Below are 21,605 nucleotides of genomic sequence, written 5' to 3' on the forward strand. Positions count from 1 at the left end.
TTCAGCCCGCGATTTGCCGCTTGCGGAGGCATACCCCGCCGGCGTTTCGGGAGTCAGATGGCAGATGATCGTTGCAGGCGCGCTTGGAACCGGGTCAGCGCGCGGCCGAAAACGGCCGCATCACCGGTCGCGCGCGCCAGCACCAGTGCGCCCTGGATGCCGAGCACCACCTCCTCGGCGCTATCGGCGGCCCGCGCCGCCGGCCAGCCGCCGCGGACCAGCGCCTCGCGCAAGGCCTCGATCCAGCGCGTGAAGTAGCTGGCGATGGCGGCCGCGAAACGATCCCGCGTCTCGTCGAGCGCAAACGCCCCGACCAGGCAGACGCGGCGGCCGGAGCGGAAGTAGTCGTCGACGCCGCGCCACATCCGCGGGATCGACTGCTCCGGCGGATCATTGCGCAGCGGCGCATAGATCTCGCGCTCGAACCAGGCGTCGACATGCGCCAGCACCGCGCGCCCCATCTCGTCCTTCCCGCCTGGAAAGAAGTGATAGAGGCTGCCTTTGCCCAGTCCCGTCGTCTCGGTGATCCGGCTGAGCGAGGTGCCCTCGAAGCCGAACTCGCGGAACACCTCGGCGATCAGCGGGATGACGTCAGCGCGCTCGTTGAGCGTCCGCATGGCTCTGCCTGCTTCAAAGTCCCAATTCGGTCAGGCCGGGATGATCGTCCGGCCGGCGCCCGAGAGACCAGTGGAATTTGCGATCGTCCGCCTTGATCGGCAGGTCATTGATGCAGGCGTAGCGGCGCTGCATCAGCCCCTGCGCATCGAACTCCCAGTTCTCATTGCCATAGGAGCGAAACCAGTTGCCGCTGTCGTCGTGCCACTCATAGGCGAAGCGCACCGCGATCCGGTCGTCGCTGTGGGCCCAGATCTCCTTGATCAGGCGGTAGTCGAGCTCCTTGGCCCATTTGCGGGTGAGGAAGGCGACGATCTCGGCACGGCCGGTGATGAACTCGGCGCGATTCCGCCACCGGCTGTCGGGCGTGTAGACCAGCGACACGCGCTCGGGGTCGCGGCTGTTCCAGCCATCCTCGGCCATGCGCACCTTCTGGGTCGCGGTCTGCAGCGTAAACGGCGGAGCGAGAGTGCTCACGGGACATCTCCTTGTGTACCATCTCGCATACTCTGTACTGATTGGTACAGATCGTCAAGCCGCTTATGTCGAGCGGAGCTCCCGGCACAAGCTCGGCCGCATGCAATCCGGTGGACGTGCGAAGGCCTATGCCGGCGGTGCCCCTCTACCGAATGCGCGCGCCGCGACAGTCAGAACCCTTGTGTGCTCAGCGGAAATTCGATGTTCTGCTAAGGGAACCGACCGCGCCGCGGGGGCGACACGGTCCGCCGGCTACACTTTTGAGGATATCGGACATGTCGATGCTCACGCCGCATGGCGAGTGCCTGCTGTGGACACCTGAGCTGATCTGGGTGAACACGGTGTCCGACATCCTCATCTCGTTCGCCTTCTTCACCATCGCGTTTGTGCTCGCCTTCATCGTCTATCGCCGCCGCGACTTTCAGTTCAGCTACATCTTCTGGGCCTTCGCGCTGTGGGTGTCCGTCTGCGGGATGACACGACTGATCGAGGTGCTCACGATCTGGGTTCCGGCCTACAGCCTGGAGGCGGCCACCAAGGGCTTCCTGGCCTTCATGTCGATCGGCATCGCCGCCGCGCTGCTACTGATGCTGCCGCGGGTGCTGACGATGCCGTCCCGCGCCGAGCTGCGGAACGCCTATGCGCAGCTCGAGGAGGAGACGCGGCAGCGGCGCACCGCCGAAGCCATGGTCAAGCGCTTCCAGGAGATCGAGGCCACCGAGGCGCAGGTGCGTCAGGCACAGAAGATGGAAGCGATCGGTCAGCTCACCGGCGGCGTCGCCCACGACTTCAACAACATCCTGACCGTGATCACCGGCACCATCGAGATCCTGGCCGACGCGGTGAAGGACCGTCCGCAGCTGGTGCAGATCACCAGCCTGATCAACTCGGCGGCCGCCCGCGGCGCCGATCTCACCCGCCATCTGCTCGCCTTCGCCCGGCGCCAGCCGCTGCAGCCGCGCAGCGTCGACATCAACGGCATGGTGGTCGACACCGCCCGCCTGCTGCGCCGGACGCTCGGCGAGCAGATCGAGATCGAATCCATGCTGGCGCACGATTCGGCGCCGGCCATGATCGACCCCAGCCAGCTGTCGACCGCGATCCTGAACCTCGCGCTCAACGCGCGTGATGCCATGCCGGACGGCGGCAAGCTGACCCTGGAAACCAAGAACGTCCTGCTCGACGCCGCCTATGCGCGCATGAACCCGGAGGTGATCCCCGGCAACTACGTCATGATCGCGGTCAGCGACACCGGGGAGGGCATCCCCGCCAACCTGCTCGACAAGGTGTTCGAGCCGTTCTTCACCACCAAGGATGTCGGCAAGGGCGTCGGCCTCGGGCTGAGCATGGTCTACGGCTTCGTCAAGCAGTCCAACGGACACATCAAGATCTACAGCGAGCCGGGGCACGGCACCTCGGTCAAGCTGTACCTGCCGCAGGCCAATACCGATGCGGATGCGGCACTATCGACCGTCAGCGCCGAGGGCATGGAGCGCGGCGACGAGACGATCCTGATCGTCGAGGACGATTCGCTGGTGCGCGAATATGTCATCGCCCAGATCAAGCGGCTCGGCTACACCACGCTCGCGGCCAGCAAGGCCGACGAGGCGCTGGCGCTCATCGATAGCGCAGCGCGGATCGATCTTTTGTTCACCGACATCATCATGCCCGGCGGCATGAACGGCCGCCAGCTCGCGATCGAGGCGCTGAAGCGGCGTCCCAGCCTCAAGGTGCTGTACACGTCCGGCTATACGGAGAATGCGATCGTCCACCACGGCCGCCTCGATGCCGGCCTGCTGCTGCTCACCAAGCCGTATCAGAGCGCCGATCTCGCACGCATGCTGCGGACCGCACTGAACTCTTGACCGTGCGATGCGCGACGCATGATCCGGCTTGCGGGCACGCGCGTTTCCGGGCGGTGATGCGCACCTTCTTGCGGAGCTGAGGGACTTGAATGGCTGAGATGTTTTCACGCGGGCTGGCCGCCGTGCAGGCCTATGCGTCGGCCGATGACCCGCAGTCCGACATCGCCGCCAAGGTCGCGTTGGTCATCGTCTCCAACCAGCCGTTCTATCCGCTCTATCTCCATGCCACCGTGGGCACGGCGGCGTGGCCGGCCTGGCTGACGCTGCTCACGGCGCCATTGTTCGCCAGCGCGCCTATGCTCGCGCGGCGCAATCCGTTCGCCGGCCGCGCCCTGATGGTCCTGACCGGCACGGTCAACACGGTGTTCTCCGTCAAGCTGCTCGGCGCGCAGAGCGGCGTCGAGCTGTTCTTGCTGCCTTGCGCCCTGCTCGGCGCGGTGCTGTTTCGGCCAGCGGAGCGCCTGATGTCGTTGCCTTTGTTGGGACTGCCATTCGTGTCCTATCTGCTGATCGATCCCTGCCTTGGCGAGCCGCTGATGAAGGTCGCCGACTCCAATTTCGCGTCGCTCGTCGCGATCAACGCGACCAGCGTCGGCGCGCTGACGGCCCTGATCGGGATCCTCGCTGCCGCACGCATGGCGGCGCAGTAAGGCGCAGCAAGCCCGCCTCGTCCCTGCTCAAGACTTCGACGCCCAGATCGGCCCTGGCGCGCCGCCGCTGCGACGGCGGTGCCACATCTGGTCGTAGAGATCCTGCAGCGACCGGGCATAGGCGGCAGCGTCGAACAGCGGCGCGGCCAGCCGGTTGCGCCAGAGCCTGGCCTTAGCCGCTTGCAGCATATCCGGCTCGGCGGCGAGCGTCAGCGCCACCGCCAGATAGTCGGCCTCGTCCGATGCAATGAGCTCGGGACATCCGACCGCATGTAAAAGGCTGCCGGCGACCCGCGAGGCAAACGTGTGCCCGGCGCAGCTCACGATCGGCACGCCAGCCCACAGCGCGTCGCTCGCCGTGGTGTGGGCGCCATAGGGCGCGGTGTCGAGCACGAGATCGGCGAGCTGGAGTCGGCGCAGATGCTCGCCTTGCGTCGCTTCCGGCGCGAACACCAGGCGACCGGGCGCCACGCCGCGCCGAAGCGCCTCGCCGCGCAGATTGCCCTCGGCCCGATCGGACGCCAGCAGCCACAGCACGCTGTCCGGCGTCGCGTCGAGCAGGCGGCACCACAGGTCGAACACCGCGGGCGTGAACTTGTAGGCCTGGTTGAAGCAGCAGAACACGATGCCGGCGTCCGGCAGGCCGACCTCCGCACGGGTCGGCGCCGGGCCCAGTGCTGCCCGGCCGTGCGGCTGGTACGAATGCGGCATGTAGGCAAAACTCTCCGAATAATCGGCCGCAAACGCCAGCGGCGTCATGAACGGATCGGTGATGATGTAGTCGCAGAGGTCGCCGCCCAGCGTCCCGGGATAGCCGAGGAAGTTCACCTGGACCGGCGCCGGATGCAGCATCAGGATTCCGGTCCGGGCACCGCGCGTATAGCCCTTGAGGTCGACCAGAATATCGATCTGCGCGGCATGCACCGCGGCCGCGGCGGCGCTGTCGCTCAGCGCGGTCACATCATGGAAGCCGTCGAAGACGGCGTGCAGCCGGCCCCGCATGGCGCCGCGATCGTCGGCGCCGAATGAGAAGGCGTGCAGCTCGCAGCGATCGCGGTCATGCGCCTCGAGCGCTTCGATCAGCAGATGCGCCGTGGCGTGGTCGTGGAAGTCGTTTGAAAGGTATCCGACACGAAGCTTGTCGCGGAATGTCAGATCGAAGCGAAAATCCAGCCGCGCCCGCTCGGCGCTGCTGGCGGCGATCCGGTCGCGGGTCCACAGCTCGGAGCAAAGGCGATGCTCGCCGGCGCTCATGCCGGGCACCGAGAGCAGCAGGAATGGCGGAATCTGCCCCGATCTCGCCTGCGCCAGCGACAGCCGGGCATCGGTCGACGACCGGGCGAAATCGTCCCAGGCACACATGCCGCGGTCGCGCCCGAGCGATCTCATTCAGGTCCATCCTTGGCGGAGGCTGAAATCAGACCCAGCAAGTCCTGCGCCAGACCCCGGCCTGCAGATGAAATGGAGGCGCGCTGTGACAACTCCCTCGCTGTAGCTCGGGCGCCGATCGCGCCGCGGGAATGACGCGCTGTGTCCGAAGAACTACGCGGCCGCCATCTGCAGGTGCGACGGCCGGGAGGAGGCTCCGTGATGGCTCATATTGTAGTTGATGTTCGCCGGCGGTTGCGACGGCGCCTGGCGAGCGACGAAATAATCCTCGAGCTCGGCGACCGCACGGCTTTCCCATTCGGCGGCCTGCATCAGCAGCGAGTCGCGCTGATGCGGGCGAAATGCCGCGGTCTGGCGGTACAAGGAGGCGATGGTCCGATAGCGCCTTACGTTCTCGAGAACCGCTTCCCCGTTCATGATGCACTCCCCTCTCCGTCCTCCAGGACGCGCCGAAGGTGCACGTGCGCGCTTTGCGAAATCGTTAGCGGGCGGGACAGCGTGTCCGGATGGTTGGCGAATCGTTGCCTAACGCACTGCGGCGGATTGTCCGGTTCGTGGAAAGAGGTCGGTATCCGTTGACCGCCCATCCGGATTTACAGTGGCTTAAGGTTAAGACCATACGCGCAGAAAGTGACGCCGTCACAGACACCTACGATCACGAGTGTTGTAGTTGGACTACAGCCTAACAGGCCAAATTGTGAGAAAAGCTTGTCTCAATGTCGCACATTTTAATTGAGGATTGTGACCGATGAAGACCCTTGCCTCAGCCGTCTCTTTGCTCCTCGCCAGCTCACTCGGCGCATTCGCCGCGGATCTGCCGGCCCGCTACACCAAGGCTCCTCCCCCGGCCGTGATCTACAATTGGACCGGCTTCTACTTCGGCGGCAGCGTCGGCTACGGCTGGGGCCGGTCGAACTTGAACACGACGCTGGACCAGACCAGCAGCTGGGCGGTCGAAGGCGCCGCCTTCCAGAATCAGTTCGTCAACATCAGCAACAACCGGCTCAATCCAGCCGGCGTGCTCGGCGGTCTGCAGGCCGGCTACAACTGGCAGAGCGGCGCCGGCGTCTTCGGCATCGAGGCCGACATCAACGGATCGGACCTCAACAAACGGACGGTCTACACGGCGGCCAACCCACCCACGACCCGCACCTTCAACGAGAGCATCCGGAACGACTGGTTCATGACCCTGCGCGGCCGCGCCGGCTACGCGGTCGATACAACGCTGTTCTACGTCACCGGCGGTCTCGCCGTCGGCAACGTCAAGGGCAGCTGGGATCTGACCTCGGCGAACGGCTACACCAAGACTGCCTCGGCCAACGAGACGCGAGTCGGCTGGACGGTCGGCGCCGGTGTCGAGCATGCGTTTGCGCCGAACTGGACCGTCAAGGCTGAATATCTCTACACCGACCTCGGCAGCATCAACTACACCTCGGCCTACGTCCCGGGCAGCACCTTCGCCCCGCCCGGCTCGAACTACGTCGAGCGCCTGTCCCAGGACTTCTCATTCCACACGGTCCGGGTCGGCGTGAACTACAAGTTTGGTGGCCCGGTGGCGGCGCGCTACTGATCGCCATCATCCATAGCGACGCCATTCAAGGAAAAGCCTCGGCCGCAGTGCCGAGGCTTTTTTGTTGGGGTCGAGGGTGGGTCAGGCCGCCGCGATCGCCGCCCGGAAGCGCCGCAAGGTCAGCGCCAGGACCACGGCGCCGATGGCGGCGACCGCAGCGAATTGCGGCCACACCACATCGATGCCGGCGCCGCGATAGAGGATCGACTGGGCGAACGACACGAAATGCGTCGACGGCGACGCCTTCATGATCGTGGCGAGCCACACCGGCTGGCTTTCCACTGGCGTCATCCCGCCAGACAACAGGTTCATCGGCACGGCGACGAGGATATAGAGCAGGCCCAGCTGGGGCATCGATCGCGCGATGGTGCCGAGAAACAACCCGACGGCGGTCGCGAAGAACAGATAGAGCACGGTGCCCACCATGAACAGCGGGATCGAGCCCATGATGGGCACGTGCAGATACCACCGCACGACGGCATAGAGCGCGATGGCGACGGCGACCGCGATCACCAGCGCGTTGGCCCAGATCTTCGACATCGCGATCTCGAATGGCGACAGCGGCATGACCAGCAGATGATCCATGGTGCCATGCTCGCGCTCGCGCACCAGCGCCGCGCCGGCCAGGATGATCGCAAGCATGGTGACGCTGTTGATGATGCCCATCACGCCTTCGAACCAGGCGGTCGTGACATTGGGATTGAACGCGATCCGCGTCACCAGATTGACCGGGGAGGGCGAGGATGTCTCGGAGCGGGCCACGAACCAGGCGACCTCGGTGTTGATGATCTGCAGCGCATAGCCGGATCCGATTCCCGCCTGGATCATCGCGGTCGCATCGACGTTCAGCTGCACCGACGGCCTCCGCCCGGCAAGGACGTCGCGCTGGAAGTTCGGCGGGATGTCGAGCACGAACGTGAAGCGGCCGCTGTTCATGAGCCGCTCCACCTCGCCCTGGCTGATGTAGACAGGCGGCTGGAAGTAAGGCAGCTGGAATACGCTGGCGATTCGACGCGACAGCTCGGAGCTGTCCTCATCGACGACGGCGATCGAGGCGCGATGCAGCTCCTGCGAGCTGCTCTGCGCCTGGCTGATCACCGCCACCGTGAACGAATAGATCACGAGCCCGATCAGCACGACGTCGCCGAACAGGCTGCGCAGCTCCTTGGTTCCGAGCCAGAACACGTTGGAGAGCGAGCGCATCATGGCTCACGCCTCCTGCTTCGGCAGCATCGCCAAGCTGAACCCCGTCAGGACGGGAATGAAGATCAAAAGGATCAGGATGTCGGCGCCGACATCGGCAAAGCCCAGCCCCTTGGTGAAGGTGCCGACCGCGATCGGGCGGTAGTACGTCATCGGGAAGACCATGCCGATCAGCTTGGCCACACCGGACAGCGACGACACCGGGACCAGCATGCCCGAGAACTGCGTGGCGGGCAGCACGGTGAGGATGGCGGTCCCGAACAGAGCCGCAATCTGGGTGCGGCAGAAGGTCGAGATCAGCATGCCGAAGCCGGTGGTGGTGACGACATAGACGAACGTACCGACCATCAGCGGCAGAAGGGCCCCCTTGAGGGGCACGCGGAACAGGACCGTCGCCATCACATACATCAGCACGAAGTTCACCAGCGCGACGGCGATGTAAGGCAGCTGCTTGCCGAGCAGGAATTCGAGCCGCGTCACCGGCGTGACATAGAGATTGGTGATCGACCCCAGCTCCTTTTCGCGCACGACCGCGAGCGCCATCAGGATGGCCGGAAACAGCGCGAGCAGCAGCGCGATCGTGCTTGGGGCCATCGCGTAGATGCTGTCGAAGGATTGGTTGTACTTGAACCTGATCTCGACATTGACCGACGAGGCCGGCAACGGCTGCGTCGTCTTGACGGCGGGATCGGAGAGATAGAGCTGATGCGTGCCCTCGAGATATCCGCGAATGGTTTCGGCGCGGAACGGCATCGCGCCGTCGATCCAGGCCGACACGAAGGCCGGCCGGCCGCGCTTGATGTCGACACCGAAGTTCGGCGGGATTTCGATCGAGGCCTTGATGTCGCCGCTCTTCATCCGCCGTTCGAGCTCGGCATAGTCCGCGAGCGGTGGCCTTTCGACGAAATAGCGCGAACCTCTGAGCTCCGACAGATAGGCACGGCTCTCCGGCGACTGATCGCGATCGAGCGCGGCGAAGGTCAGGTTGTTGACGTCCGTGGAGATGCCGAAGCCGATCACGATCATCAGGAACGCCGTTCCGAACAGCGCGAACATCAGCCGGATCGGGTCCCGGATCAGCTCGAGACCTTCGCGGATCGTATAGGCGAGCAGCCGCCGCAGACTGAAGGCGGCCTGCCCCCGGTCGTCCTGCGGCCGATCGACGGGACGCGGATCGGGCTTCGCCTGGGTCAGCGTGACCGGCGGATCGGCGACGCCGGCATCCTGCTCGAGGAAGGCGATGAACGCCTGCTCCAGGGTCTGCGCGCCCTTGGCGCGGATCAGCCCGTCCGGCGTATCGGTCGCCAGCACCCGCCCCTCATGCATCAGCGATAGCCGGTCGCACCGCGCCGCCTCGTTCATGAAATGCGTGGAGACGAAGATCGTCATCTCATCCTGACGCGAAAGTTCGATCAGCAGGCGCCAGAACTGATTGCGCGCGACCGGATCGACGCCCGACGTCGGCTCGTCGAGGATCAGCAGATCCGGCCTGTGGACGATCGCCACCGCGAGCGACAGGCGCTGGCGGATGCCGAGCGGAAGATCGGCCGCGAGGCCGTCGATGTGATCGGTGAGATCGCAGCGCTCGATCAGTTCGGCAATCCGCTTCCCGGCAGCGGCCAGCGGCAGATGGAACAGCCGCGCATGCAGCACCAGGTTCTGCCGCACCGTGAGCTCGCCATAGAGCGAGAAGGCCTGTGACATGTAGCCGACGCGGCTGCGCGATTCATGATTGCCGGCCTCCATGGAGCGGCCGAAGATCAGCGCCTCGCCTTCGGTGGGCGGCAGCAGCCCCGTCAGCATCTTCATCGTCGTGGTCTTGCCGCAGCCGTTCGAGCCGACGAAGCCGAAGATCTCGCCCTTGCGGATCTGGAAATTCACGCGGTCGACCGCGGTGAAATCGCCGAAGCGGCAGGTCAGGTCGCGCGCGACGATCACGGTCTCTTGGCTGCCGTCGAGCTCGGACTTCGCCGGCATCTCGGCCCGGTCGCGCGCCGGGCGGTCGGGCAGCAGCGCGACGAACGCGTCCTCGATCGACGCCGCCTTGGTCTGCGCCTTGAGCTCCGCCGGCGTGCCGGTCGCGAGGATGCGCCCGTCGTTCATCGCGATCAGCCAGTCGAAACGCTCGGCCTCCTCCATATAGGCGGTCGCGACGATGACGCTCATGTCCGCCGCGCTGCGCGCGCGCAAGCGGTCGATCAGGTCCCAGAATTGCCGGCGCGACAGCGGATCGACGCCGGTGGTTGGCTCGTCAAGGATGAGAAGATCGGGATCATGGATCAGCGAGCAGCACAGGCCGAGCTTCTGCTTCATGCCGCCGGACAGCTTTTTCGCCGGCCGGTCGGCGAAATCGGACAGCGCCGTCGCCTCCATCAGTTCGGCGATGCGCCAGTCACGCTCGGACCTCGACTGGCCGAACAGCCGGGCAAAGAACGCGATGTTCTCGCGCACGCTGAGATCGGGATAGAGATTCTTGCCGAGACCCTGCGGCATGTAGGCGATCCGTGGACACATCTGCGTGCGGGCGCGCCGGTCCGCCATATCGGCCCCGAGCACGCGCGCCTGCCCGCCCTGGATCGCGCGCGCGCCGGCCAGGATCGACAGCAGCGACGACTTGCCGACGCCATCGGGACCGATGAGCCCGACCACGCGGCCGGCGGGAATATCGATCGAGACATCGTCGAGCGCGACGACGTCTCGATAGCGCTGCGAGACGTTCCTGACGATCGCGACCGGAGACGCATCGCCGATCATGTCCGCCGTCATGGCGACACTTGCAGACGCGCCGGCCATGTGACGTCCGGATTCCACCGGACATACGCCACGCCCGGCAACCCGCTCCTCACGGCATCGGCATGCGCGGCCAATCTGTCCTGATCGACGCGCACACGGATGCGAAACATCAGCTTGTCGCGCTCGCTCCGGGTCTCGACCGTCTTCGGCGTGAACTGCGCCTGGCTCGCCACGAACGACACTTTCGCCGGGATCGGACGATCCGGATAGGCGTCGAGCACGATGCGCGCCTCGGTGCCGATCTTGACCTTGCCGACCTCCTCGGTCGGCAGGAACACGTCCATGTAGACATAACCGATGTCGAGCATGGTGAAGATCTTGCCTCCGACGGCGAGGACTTCGCCGACATTGGCGAGACGATATTGAATGCGGCCGGGCTTCGGCGCGATCAGGGAGTTGTCGGCGATCTGGACGGTGTAGAGCGCGACGTCGTGACGAACCGCTTCGAGCGCGCGTTCGGCTTCAAAAATTCGCGCCTGCGCGCCGGCGAGGCCGGCGGTGGCATTGTCGAGCGCCTGCTGACGCTGATCGGCCAGCTCGCGTGTGGTCCAGCCGTTCTGCAGCAGGCTGCGCGTGCGCTCCATCTCCTGCTCGGCGAGCGTCTTGTGCGCCTGCAATTGCGCGAGATTGGCGCGGGCCTGATCGACGACGTGCTGCGCCTGCTCGGCCTGGGCCTGCGCCTTCGACAGCGACTGCTGCAGCTCCTTCGTGTCCATCCGCGCCACGATCTGCCCGGCCTCGACGCGATCACCGATATCGGCGCGCAGCTCGGCGACGCGCCCGGCAAATTTGGTCGCGATGTCGATCTGGTCAGCCTCGATGCGACCGTTGCTGACGCTGATGCCGAGCGGCAGCGGCGGATGCAGCCGCTGCCACCAGACATAACCGCCACCGCCGGCGACTCCGCCGGCGAGCACGAGCAGCAGAAGCGGCCACAACGCCCACCTGCGCCGCGGCTGATGGGACACGGGAACAGGCACCGCCGACGCGGGAACGACAGCGCCGGGCTCAGCACGCGCGTCCTGAACGGGCCGGATGTCGCTGACGAGCTCGGATTCCTGCTGATTCATTCCAAAAACGCCTTCGTCGCTGAAGCAGGCATTCCGTTTGCCATACGCACGCAGAAATCCGTTGACGCAGCTCAATCGCCATCAGGCGGCACGCGCCGGCGGCTCAGCCAGCCAATCACATTTCAGTTATGGCGTTGGTTGATGCTCAAGCGTTCATCAGGGGCTGAACGTCGCGAGCTGTGCGGCGAGCGCCTCGCGAACGCGCGCGACGACGTCGGCATAATCACGTCGCGCATCCTGGCGGAACAGCCGCACGCTCGGATACCACGGACTGTCGTCACGGCCGAGCAGCCAGCGATAGTCCGGCGTGAAGGGCAGCATGATCCAGGTCGGCTTGCCCAGCGCGCCGGCCAGATGCGCCACGCTGGTATCGACGGTGATGACGAGGTCGAGATTATCGATCAGCGCCGCCGTATCGACGAAGTCACGGATGTCAGCGGTGAGATCGAGAATGTCGTCACGCGCGGCGAGTGCGGCCTTGTCGGACGACCGAGGCTCCTTCTGCAGACTGACGAACCGCGCGCCAATCTCGAACAGCGGCGCGAGCGTCGGCAACGGCATCGAACGGTTGTGATCGTTGAGATGCGCGGGGTTGCCCGACCAGACCAGGCCCACCCGCAAGCGGTCATGCGGACCGAGTCGCTGCTCCCAGATCGCGCGGCGCGCCTCGGGAGGGCGCGGCAGGTAGCACGGCGCGGCAGGGATCGTGTCGAGCCGGGTGTCAAACGCGAGCGGCAGGCTCGACAGCGGACAGTGATAGTCGATGGCAGGCAGCGCATCGATGCCGCGGGCACGACACTGCGCCACGCCGTCCAGGCCGGACAGAAGCGGCTGCAGCGGCGCGTCGACCTCGAGCACGACGCGCGCACCCTGCGCGGCCACCATTGTGGCGTAGCGCGAAAACTGGATCGTGTCGCCGAGCCCCTCGTCGCTATGGAGCAGGATCGTCTTGCCGGCGAGGGGCGCATCCGCAAGCCACAGCGGCGCCTCGAAGCTGCGCTCGACGAAGCCGACGGCGCGACATTTTCGTCCCCATTCGCGCGCCGCCCAGCCACGGGCGAAGTCGCCGGTCAACAGCCGGAACAGCGCCGCGTTCCAATGCGCATCGGCCAGATCAGGCTTCAACGCGACGGCGCGATCGAAGCTTTCGAACGCCTCTGCGAAACGATGCAGCTCGGCCAGCGACGTGCCGCGATGATTGTGGAAATCCGCGGTCTGCGGCCGGAGCGCGATCGCCTTGTCGAACATGGCGACGGCGTCATCATGACGGCCGAGGTTCTGCAGGATGCATCCATAGCCATTGGCGAAGTCGGGATTGTCAGGCGCCAGCACCTGCGCGCGATGGCCGAGAGTCTCGGCTTCCTGGTAGCGGCGCAGCCGCCGCAGCGCGATGCCCTTCAGGTACAGCACGCCCGCCTGATCCGGCATCACCGCCAGCGACTGCCCGAAGCGCGAGATGGCCTGCTCGTAGTGGCCAGCATCGAAATGAAGCGCTCCGGCCTTGTTGGCCGCCTCGACATGATCTGGCTTGAGCTGTGCCACCTGATCGAAGGCCAGCGCCGCCTCGTCACGCCGGCCCTGGGCTTCGAGCACCTCGCCGAGACGAAACCACGTCGCGGCACGATCGGGCGCGAGCTGCAGCAGCCGATCGCAGGCCAGCGCCGCCTCGGCGTGCCGCTCCCTCAGTTGCAGCAGTTCGCCAAGCGCATCCCAGCTCTCCACCGCATCCGGCTGCAGCTGCAGCGCGCGATCATAGGCCTTGATCGCTTCATCGACGCGGCCGGAGTCCCGCAGCGCCTGCGCCAAGCCGACGAAGGACTCCGCTGCGGAAACGTCCTGCCGAACGGCGCGGGCAAACCACTCGATCGCATCATCGGCGCGCTTGAGCGCCAGGCAGACCTGTCCCATCGCACGCAGCGCGTCGAGCGAGGCCGCGTCCAGCGTCAGCGCGCGGCGGCACGCATCCTCGGCCTGCGCGAGCTGGCCGGCGCGCAGCAGCCGCAGGGCGGCGGCACACAGCGCATCAGGCGTATCGCTGTGGCCCATCGATCCGGATTTGACCGGGGGCTTGCCGGCGGGCCGGCGCGGCTTGTGCTTCATCAGGGGATCTCTGCGCTCGTGCTGCAAGCGGTAGATGATTCCCCGATGCGCGGAAAGATTGCGTGGGCGTCAGGAGACCGGTGCCGGCGCCAGCGGCACCGCCTCGAGGCCGCCGAAGCGACGCTCGCGGCCGCGGAACGAGGCGAGCGCCTGCGCCAGATCTGCGGCATCGAAATCGGGCCACATCCGCTGGGTGAAATGCAGCTCGGCATAGGCGCCTTCCCAGAGCAGGAAATCGGACAGGCGCTGCTCGCCGGAGGTGCGGATGATCAGGTCGACGTCGCGCAAGCCGGCTTCGCCCGTCACGAGGTCGGAGAACGCCGCACGCGTCAGGCCGTCGATCTCGCGGGCTTTCGTTGCGGCATCGAGGATCGCGTCGCGCGCCGAGTAGTCGACGGCGATGCGCAGGTGCAGGGTGCTGCCATTGCGGGTTGCCGCTTCGGCCCGGCCGATGGCGTCGGCGATGCCGCCGGGCAGTCGGTCGCGGCGGCCGATCACCGTGAGGCGGACGCCGTTGCGCACCAGCGACTCCACCTCGCTGGCGAGATAGACCCGCAACAGCGCCATCAAGGCGGCGACCTCGGCACGCGGGCGTCGCCAATTGTCGCTGGAGAACGCATACAGCGTCAGCGTCCCGATGCCCTGGTCGGGCGCGGCTTCGACGACGCGACGGATCGCGTCGACGCCCGCCTCGTGCCCGCGCAGCCGCGACAAGCCCTTGCGCGTCGCCCAGCGGCCGTTGCCGTCCATGATGATGCCGACATGCAGGCCATCCGACACAGCAGGCGATTTCGGTTGCAGACTACTTTGCATTGCAAAGCTCCAGGTCAAAAAAATGCGATGCGCGATTCAGACGCGGCCGGGGATCAGGCCGACCGACGATGGCGTATGCTCCTTGCCGGCAGCGGCCGCGGCGTCGCGGACGAGGCGCTCGAGCACGGCGAGATAATCGAGGAAGCGGCGGCGTCCCGCCTTGGTCAGCCGACAAGTGGTGTGAGGGCGATTGCCCTCATAGCCCTTGGTGACCTCGACGAGGCCGGCCTCCTGCAGCACCTGCAGGTGCCGCGACAGATTGCCGTCGGTCAGCCCGCAGAGCTGCTTGAGGTCGGCAAAAGCGAGACCCTTGGGGTGCGCCATCAGCGAGGTGAGCAGGCCGAGCCGGGCCTTCTCGTGGATGACGCGATCGAGGCCGTCATAGGAGAACGGCGCGCTGCCGTCAGTCTTCGACATCAGACTCTCCGGTCGCAAAATACAGAATGCCCGCCATCAGCCCCTGTCCGATCGCGAACGGAAGCCCCATCGTCCATGGCGACAGCGCATGCGTGGCGCTGCCCACCAGCAGCACTGCGAAGCCGGCCAGGAAATAGAACGCCCCGGCCAGCGCCACCGTGCGCGGCAGCGAGCGCACCGACGCAAACACGCCGAGCGACATCAGGATCTGCCACAGGCCCGGCAGCATCCACAGCGCCTCCGGCGCGAACTTCCACAAGAGCACCGCGAGCAGCACGCCAGCGATGCCCGCCGGCAGGAACTGCTCGACCGCCTGGTGGATCATCGCGTCCGCAAGGCCGGAATGATGCCGGCGCGACCGCGCCCGCATCTCGAACCAGATCATCGTCAGCGAGACACAGGCTGCCGCCGCCCATCCGAGCAGGAACGTCCACGCGTCCGCCGTCGGGTCGCGCAGAAACAGCTGCTGAAGCAGTGCCGTGACCAGCGCAACGGCCGAGGTCGCGGCCATCGTCGCCGGCCCGTAGCCGCGAAATGCCGTGCCCGCCGCAAGCTGGCTGCGGATCGCAATGATGTCCGCCAGCGCCTTGTCGAGGTCGCGCATGTCTCACCTGAAGCCGGGACCGGCTCGTTCAACTTTGCAATACAAAGTATATACGAACGCAAAGTCGATGCAAGCCCGCGCGAACCCGGAGCGCGCCTGCGTCAGCCGATCGGCCGCGCGTGCCGAGTTCGGTCGAGGGTGTCAGTAATACGAATAGCGGTGCACGCGGCGCGGCGGCGGCATGTCGACATAGACCGAGGGGCCGCGGCGGGCAGGATCGAACGCGACGCGCGGATTGATGCCACAGCCTGCATTGCGCCCGGAGGCGCTCGCGCGGCACTGCTCGAAGGTGTGATAGGAGCAGTCGCCGGGATAGCCGACGCCCCGGCCCTGCACACACCAGGGATAGTCGTAACCGCCTGCGGAGGCCGGCGCGGCGGCGCCGCCAAGTGCAACGCCGACGAGGCCGGCTGCCATCATCATCACCTTGCGCATGATCTGTTCCTCTTCTGGCCGGAGGGTTGCACCACACCGGCATGGTCAAAAAACGACAAATCGGCGGAACGGATCACCAACCAAGGCAGTGACGTGTCGCATGCGCGGCGCGTCACCTTCAGCCCTCTACTCCCGTCTGGCGGGCCGGCGCCGCATCGAGAACATGTTGCGGCGGCCGACCAGCGATTGCGTCGCTTCGTCCTATTCGACCTTCAGGCCGGCGAACTCGACGACCTTCTTCCACTTCTCGGTCTCGGCGACGATCTGGGCGCCGAACTGCTCCGGCGACTGGATCAGCGGCTCGCCGCCGAGGTCGACCAGACGCGCCTTGATCTCTGGCTCGGCCAGGATGACGTTGACCTGCTTGTTGAGCTTCTCGATGATCTCCTTGGGCGTGTTCTTCGGCGCCCCGATGCCGAACAGCGCGCTCGCCTCGTAGCCGGGCACGGTCTCGGCGACGGCCTGGACGTCCGGCAATTGCGGCGAACGCTGCTGGGTGGTGACGCCGAGCGCCCGCAACGAGCCGGAGCGGATGTGCTGGATGATGGAGGGCATGTTGTCGAAGATGACCTGCACCTGGCCACCGAGCATGTCGGTGATTGCGGGCGCCGCGCCGCGATAGGGCACGTGCTGCATCTTGGTGCCGGTCATCGCCATGAACATCTCGCCCGACAGATGCACCGAGGTGCCGTTGCCGGACGAGGCCATGTTCACCTTGCCGGGGTTCTCCTTCAGGTAAGCGATGAACTCGGCGACGTTCTTGGCCCCGATATCCTTGTTGACGGTCATCACGTTGGGGACGCGGTTGAGCGAGGCCACCGGCGCGATATCGCGAACGAAATTGAACTTCAGGTTGGTGTAGAGGCTCGCATTGATGTAGTTGGCCGGATTGACCAGCAGCACGGTGTGGCCGTCGGCCGCCGCGTTCACGACGGCATCGGTGCCGATATTATTGCCGGCGCCCGGCTTGTTCTCGACGATGAACTGCTGACCGAGCGTCTCGGACAGCCGCTGGCCGATCAGCCGCGCCAGGATGTCGGTCGCGCCACCCGGAGGATAACCCACCACGAAGCGGACCGGACGGGTGGGATAGTCGGCCGCGGACGCTTTGCCAACGGCAGCGATGGACGGAACGGCGGAGGCGATCAGACCAAGCGCGGTACGACGTGAAATCATGCGTTTCCTCAGGCATTATCGTTGAGCGGCGGCTAACGAGCCGCCGGGATCGACTGTAACAGAGTGCCGCGATGGCGGCGAGATCGATATCCAATCAGGAGGGAAGAGCCCCATGCCGATCAAGGTCGATGCGCTCGATCATCTGGTCATCAATGTCGCCGACGTCGACCGCACGACGACGTGGTACCAACAGGTGCTGGGCATGACGGTCCAGGTGTTCGATCCCGGACAAGGCAAGGTGAGGCGCACGTCGTTGCTGTTCGGGAACCAGAAGATCAACGTGCGACCGAAGGACGCGGACAAGGTCGACTGGTTCACGGCTGACCATGTAGCGGCCGGCAGCGACGACCTCTGTTTCCTCACCGCCAGCACCCCAGACGAGGTGGTGGCGCATCTCACGGCGCTCGGCATCGCTGTCGAGGAAGGTCCGGTCGCCAAGCAGGGCGCACGCGGCACCCTGCGCTCGGTATATTGCCGCGACCCCGACGGCAGCCTGATCGAGATCTCCTCGTATCAGGATTGAGCCGAGGCCGCCCTGAGGTCATTTCGTCACGGTCTCGCCGCTCTTGTCCATTTTCGCGACGATCTCGCTGCGCGACCATCCGGTCAGTTGCGCGAGATCCGTCGCCTGCGTGGCGAAACGTGCGGCGAGACTGTCCCGGTAGGTCTTCGCCGCGGCACAGGACGCCTCGCCGCGCCAGGGATGGCGCTGGACATAGCGGCCCTGGAAATTGCTGCGGTCCTTGGTCTCGGCGAAGACGATGTCCTCGGGGAAGGACTTCGCATCGTAGCGCACGTGCAGCCGGGTCACGAAGGCGTTGGCTCCGGCCGCGCCCCGGCGGAGGCTGAAGGCGGTGTCATCGTCGCTGCCGATCCAGCGCGCGCCGAGCTCGACCAGCTCCTTGTTGCTCATGGGGTCGGCGGCGCAGGGATCGCACCAGGCCATATCCCAGGCATATTCGACGAACACCGCCTGCATGTTCTCGCGCGCGACGGCCCGCTCGAACAGCGCCTTGTAGAACGGCCCGAACTCGTCCTTCACATAGAGCGGGACATCGATATCGGATGGGATCTTCACCGTGCGATAATTGGCCGCCTCGATGCGGCCACTCCTGGTGAGTGCATAGATGATCAGGTCCTGCGGTCCCCTGGCGTTGACCGTGCCGAGCCGCAGCGGCACCATGAACTTGGGACTCTGGTACCGCACCTGCAACGGCCGCAGGGTGCCGTTGCCGATGTTCTTCATCCGCTCGACATTGACCTTGGCGACGAAGAATCGCATGCCCTGCCTGATATAGCTGCCGAGCACCGCGTCCGCGCCCTGCGGAATGCGATAATTGTTGTCGGTCAGCCAGCGCGTCAGCCCGTCGCTCTCCTGCGCCGACAGGATCAGCACGTCGTATTCGGCGACGTCGTAGCTGGCCTCGAGGGTGACGCCATAGTTCCGCCGGGCCATCTCATAGACAGCGCCTGCCATCATCGGCGCCGCCGGCATCGCCCGCGCCGCAACGACGACCGGCGCACATGGATCGGCGTCATGATATTCGACCAGCCGCGGCGCGGTGTATTTGTCGAGATGGTCGATCGTCTTCGGCTCGACCACGCCGATCTGCTTGCGCTCGATGAAGGTCGGCACGGGGACGACCACCGCGAACTCCTTCACGTCGCCCTCGAAGTCGCTGGCCATCGTGATCGCAGTCTGCTCGCCATCGCGGGCGAGCACGACCTTCGATGACTGGTTGAACAGCTTCGCGTCGGCCTGGGCGACATAGAAGCCGCAAAACGCATTCGCCGGCGCCATCGCCGCGTTCGCCAGGATCGCGATGGCCGCGACGCCGGTGCGGAAGAGCTTGCTGTAACGCAGGATCATGTCGAACCTCCTTCGGGAACGGACGAACGCCAGGAAAAGCGGGTCTCAGGGACGAGTCGGTCGAGCAGCAGCGTGAGCGGCGACAGCGCGATCAGCGACACGTAGAGCGCCGGCCGCATCTGCAGGACGAAGGTGAGGTAGTACGCAGCGACCGCAACGCTCAGCGCGAACAGCAGCCGGCCGACGCGCGAGTCCGGCGAGGTGCGCGGGTCGGAGATCATGAAGAAAGTGAAGATCAGCAGCGAGCCGCTCTGCAGCTGATGCACGGGGATCGCCAGGGGATCGCCGAGCCAGGCAGCGCGCAGCAGCAGCAGCGCAGCGTGACTTGCGAAGAAATACACCGCGATATCCACCCGGCGGGATGCACTGAGCACCAGGATCGCGAAGAAGCCAGCCAGGCTTGCGAGCCAGATCTCCGTGCCCCATTGGCCGGGCGAGATCCACACGCCCTTGGCGGTGAACAGCAGCACCACGATGGCAAGCCCTGCCGGGTTGAACACGTGCTTGCCGTCGATGCGCAGCACGAATTTCGAGCCGATCGCGATCATTGCCGCTGCCGCATGCAGCCACAGTGCATCGGCGCGCAACAGCAGGCTGAGCGACAGGCCGGTGATCAATGGTGACTTGAGATCGAGCGGCGCGCCGGAGATGCGGCAGCAGGCCGCCTGCGTGAGCAGCGCCGCCGCGACCGCGATCACGCTCGCTGCGGGACGCGCGCCGAAATCGATCACGGCGAAATTGATCGCGAGCAGCGTCGCCAATGCCGCGATCTGGAAATAGCGGGCATCGGGCAGCCGCCATGGTCGTGGCTCGGCCTGCATGCAAACCTCCGGGCGTGTCTTGCCGCGCCATTGGTCGCCCGCGAACGGAGACGGGTTCAATCCCGATTTGATCGCAGCGACGCAAGGTGGCAGAAGATGACGACGAGAACGAAGCGGCCGGAGACAGGCCGTACTCAAGAACGACGGGAGCGAAGATGAAGGGAACGACGATGGCAGCGGGCACCGTGGCGCCGTTCGACGGCATGGACGTGCCCTGGCTGTTGAAGCTGCGCAGCGAGACCCGGCGCGACCATCCGTTCCTGATCTCCGCGCCGTTCGATGCACCGGCGCGCCGCTGGACCTACGGCGCGTTTCACGAACGTGTCGGCGCCTTGGCGGCCGGTCTGGTCAAGCGCGGCGTCAAGCCTGGCGATGCCGTGCTGATCCATCTCGACAATTGCGTCGAGGCGATGCTTGCCTGGTTTGCCTGCGTCGAGCTGGGCGCGCTCGCCGTCACGACCAACACGCGCTCGGCGGCCGCCGAGATGAGCTATTTCGCCGGCCATTGCCGTGCGGTGGCGGCGATCACCCAGCCGGCCTATGCCGAGATGATCGCGGCGCACTGCCGCGATCTCAAGTGGATGGCCGTGATCTCGCACGATCCGGGTCAGGCGGAGGCGTCGGACGTCGGGCGAGGCGAGCGCTTCGAATCCCTGTTTGCCGACAGCGCCGACCGACCGCGCCGTCCGGCCGATCCGCTGGCGCCATGCAGCGTGCAATATACCTCGGGCACGACGTCTCGGCCGAAGGCGGTGCTGTGGACGCATGCCAACGCGCTGTGGGGCGCCAAGGTCAACGCCGTCCATGAGGACCTGCATCAGGGCGACGTGCACCAGACCTATTTGCCGCTGTTCCACACCAACGCGCTGGCCTACTCGATGCTGGCAACGCTCTGGGTCGGCGCGACCTGCGTGATTCAGCCGCGCTTCTCGGCGAGCCGGTTCTGGAGCGTGGCGCTCGAGCATGGCTGCACCTGGACCTCGACCATCCCGTTCTGCATGAAGGCGCTGCTCGACCAGGAGGTGCCGAAGCATCACAAATTCCGGCTGTGGGGTACGGCGATGTCCGAGCCGCCCGCCTTCGCCAAGTTCGGCATCAAGATCATCGGCTGGTGGGGCATGACCGAGACCATCACCCACGGCATCGTCGGCGAGGTCGACCAGCCGAACGCGCCGATGTCGATCGGCCGCGCCGCGCCGGAATACACCATCCGCATCACCGACGATGACGGCCGGCCGACCGAAGTCGGCGGCACCGGCAATCTCGCCATCAAGGGCGTGCCCGGCCTGTCGCTGTTTGCGGAGTATCTCTACAATGAGGAGGCGACGCGGACGAGCTACGATGCCGACGGCTTCTTCCTCACCGGCGACCGCGTCACGCGGCTGGAAAACGGCTTCATCAAGTTCGGCGACCGCACCAAGGACATGCTCAAGGTCGGTGGCGAGAACGTCGCGGCGTCCGAGATCGAGCAGGTGATCATCACCGTGCCCGGCGTGCGCGAGACCGCCGTCGTCGCCAAGAAGCATCCGATGCTGGACGAGGTGCCGGTTGCGTTCGTCATCCCGCAAGCCGGGGTCGCGCGCGAGGAGCTAGCCGAGAAGGTGCTGGCCGCCTGCCGCGCCGGCCTCGCCGACTTCAAGGTGCCGCGCGAGGTGAAGCTGGTCGACGAGATGCCGCGCTCGACCCTGGAGAAGGTCGCAAAGGCCGAGCTGCGCAAGTTGCTGGATTGAACCGAGG

General features: G+C 66.0%; 20 protein-coding genes. 5 read left to right on the plus strand and 15 right to left on the minus strand.

The window, feature by feature from the left end:
- Positions 1-53: 53 nt before the first annotated feature.
- Together QX126_RS24920 and QX126_RS24925 are read right to left on the minus strand one after the other, a co-directional pair.
- Positions 54-617 carry a TetR/AcrR family transcriptional regulator gene (locus QX126_RS24920; protein ID WP_315784323.1) on the minus strand — a complete coding sequence of 188 codons (564 nt, stop codon included), beginning with the start codon at positions 615-617 and terminating at the stop codon, positions 54-56.
- Between the two features lie 13 nt (positions 618-630).
- Positions 631-1,092, minus strand: a complete 462-nt coding sequence (locus QX126_RS24925) for a nuclear transport factor 2 family protein (protein WP_315784325.1) — start codon at positions 1,090-1,092, stop codon at positions 631-633.
- A 275-nt stretch (positions 1,093-1,367) separates the two neighbouring features.
- Between QX126_RS24925 and QX126_RS24930 the strand changes: the two genes are divergently transcribed.
- Both QX126_RS24930 and QX126_RS24935 read left to right on the plus strand, forming a co-directional pair.
- Positions 1,368-2,957, plus strand: coding sequence for an ATP-binding protein (locus QX126_RS24930; protein ID WP_315784327.1), 1,590 nt, complete (start codon positions 1,368-1,370; stop codon positions 2,955-2,957).
- An 89-nt stretch (positions 2,958-3,046) separates the two neighbouring features.
- Positions 3,047-3,607, plus strand: a complete 561-nt coding sequence (locus QX126_RS24935; protein ID WP_315784328.1) for a hypothetical protein — start codon at positions 3,047-3,049, stop codon at positions 3,605-3,607.
- A 27-nt stretch (positions 3,608-3,634) separates the two neighbouring features.
- Here the strand turns inward: QX126_RS24935 and QX126_RS24940 are convergent, their stop codons facing one another.
- On the minus strand, positions 3,635-4,996 hold the full coding sequence (locus QX126_RS24940; RefSeq protein ID WP_315784330.1) for a UDP-N-acetylglucosamine-peptide N-acetylglucosaminyltransferase: 1,362 nt from the start codon (positions 4,994-4,996) through the stop codon (positions 3,635-3,637).
- Between the two features lie 153 nt (positions 4,997-5,149).
- Positions 5,150-5,413: a hypothetical protein gene (locus QX126_RS24945; protein WP_315773280.1), complete on the minus strand. Its 264-nt coding sequence runs from the start codon at positions 5,411-5,413 to the stop codon at positions 5,150-5,152.
- 331 nt (positions 5,414-5,744) lie between these two features.
- Here QX126_RS24945 and QX126_RS24950 point away from each other — a divergent pair, with 331 nt between their 5' ends.
- On the plus strand, positions 5,745-6,566 hold the full coding sequence (locus QX126_RS24950; RefSeq protein ID WP_315773282.1) for a porin family protein: 822 nt from the start codon (positions 5,745-5,747) through the stop codon (positions 6,564-6,566).
- A gap of 81 nt (positions 6,567-6,647) precedes the next feature.
- Here the strand turns inward: QX126_RS24950 and QX126_RS24955 are convergent, their stop codons facing one another.
- From QX126_RS24955 to QX126_RS24995, 9 genes are all read right to left on the minus strand, one after another.
- The gene (locus tag QX126_RS24955) at positions 6,648-7,772 is read right to left on the minus strand and encodes an ABC transporter permease (protein WP_315784333.1); all 1,125 of its coding nucleotides are present in this window, start codon (positions 7,770-7,772) and stop codon (positions 6,648-6,650) included.
- Between the two features lie 3 nt (positions 7,773-7,775).
- Complete coding sequence (gene rbbA / locus QX126_RS24960) at positions 7,776-10,523, minus strand: ribosome-associated ATPase/putative transporter RbbA (protein ID WP_315784443.1); 2,748 nt, start codon at positions 10,521-10,523, stop codon at positions 7,776-7,778.
- 8 nt (positions 10,524-10,531) lie between these two features.
- Positions 10,532-11,632, minus strand: a complete 1,101-nt coding sequence (locus tag QX126_RS24965; RefSeq protein WP_315784335.1) for an HlyD family secretion protein — start codon at positions 11,630-11,632, stop codon at positions 10,532-10,534.
- Positions 11,633-11,788: 156 nt separating this feature from the next.
- A complete protein-coding gene (locus QX126_RS24970) occupies positions 11,789-13,732 on the minus strand; it encodes a tetratricopeptide repeat protein (RefSeq protein WP_315784337.1) in 1,944 nt (647 codons plus the stop codon).
- Positions 13,733-13,801: 69 nt separating this feature from the next.
- Positions 13,802-14,545: a di-trans,poly-cis-decaprenylcistransferase gene (locus QX126_RS24975; RefSeq protein WP_315784339.1), complete on the minus strand. Its 744-nt coding sequence runs from the start codon at positions 14,543-14,545 to the stop codon at positions 13,802-13,804.
- A 36-nt stretch (positions 14,546-14,581) separates the two neighbouring features.
- Positions 14,582-14,962: a transcriptional regulator gene (locus QX126_RS24980; protein ID WP_315735483.1), complete on the minus strand. Its 381-nt coding sequence runs from the start codon at positions 14,960-14,962 to the stop codon at positions 14,582-14,584.
- Complete coding sequence (locus QX126_RS24985; protein ID WP_315735485.1) at positions 14,949-15,566, minus strand: hypothetical protein; 618 nt, start codon at positions 15,564-15,566, stop codon at positions 14,949-14,951. The genes QX126_RS24980 and QX126_RS24985 overlap by 14 nt, the downstream gene beginning before the upstream one ends.
- 141 nt (positions 15,567-15,707) lie before the next feature.
- A complete protein-coding gene (locus QX126_RS24990) occupies positions 15,708-16,001 on the minus strand; it encodes a DUF3551 domain-containing protein (RefSeq protein WP_315784342.1) in 294 nt (97 codons plus the stop codon).
- 201 nt (positions 16,002-16,202) lie between these two features.
- Positions 16,203-17,177: a tripartite tricarboxylate transporter substrate binding protein gene (locus QX126_RS24995; protein ID WP_315735490.1), complete on the minus strand. Its 975-nt coding sequence runs from the start codon at positions 17,175-17,177 to the stop codon at positions 16,203-16,205.
- Between the two features lie 112 nt (positions 17,178-17,289).
- Here QX126_RS24995 and QX126_RS25000 point away from each other — a divergent pair, with 112 nt between their 5' ends.
- Positions 17,290-17,700, plus strand: coding sequence for a VOC family protein (locus QX126_RS25000; protein WP_315784344.1), 411 nt, complete (start codon positions 17,290-17,292; stop codon positions 17,698-17,700).
- 18 nt (positions 17,701-17,718) lie between these two features.
- On the opposite strand, the gene QX126_RS25005 is transcribed toward QX126_RS25000, so the two are convergent.
- The gene (locus QX126_RS25005) at positions 17,719-19,047 is read right to left on the minus strand and encodes a DUF2330 domain-containing protein (protein ID WP_315784346.1); all 1,329 of its coding nucleotides are present in this window, start codon (positions 19,045-19,047) and stop codon (positions 17,719-17,721) included.
- Positions 19,044-19,868, minus strand: a complete 825-nt coding sequence (locus QX126_RS25010; protein WP_315784347.1) for an RnfABCDGE type electron transport complex subunit D — start codon at positions 19,866-19,868, stop codon at positions 19,044-19,046. The genes QX126_RS25005 and QX126_RS25010 overlap by 4 nt, the downstream gene beginning before the upstream one ends.
- 155 nt (positions 19,869-20,023) lie before the next feature.
- On the opposite strand from QX126_RS25010, the gene QX126_RS25015 reads away from it, so the two are divergent.
- On the plus strand, positions 20,024-21,598 hold the full coding sequence (locus tag QX126_RS25015) for an AMP-binding protein (protein ID WP_315784349.1): 1,575 nt from the start codon (positions 20,024-20,026) through the stop codon (positions 21,596-21,598).
- Positions 21,599-21,605 lie beyond the last annotated feature (7 nt).

Origin of the sequence: Bradyrhizobium sp. SZCCHNPS1003 (assembly GCF_032381555.1) — a bacterium.
GTDB lineage: Bacteria > Pseudomonadota > Alphaproteobacteria > Rhizobiales > Xanthobacteraceae > Bradyrhizobium.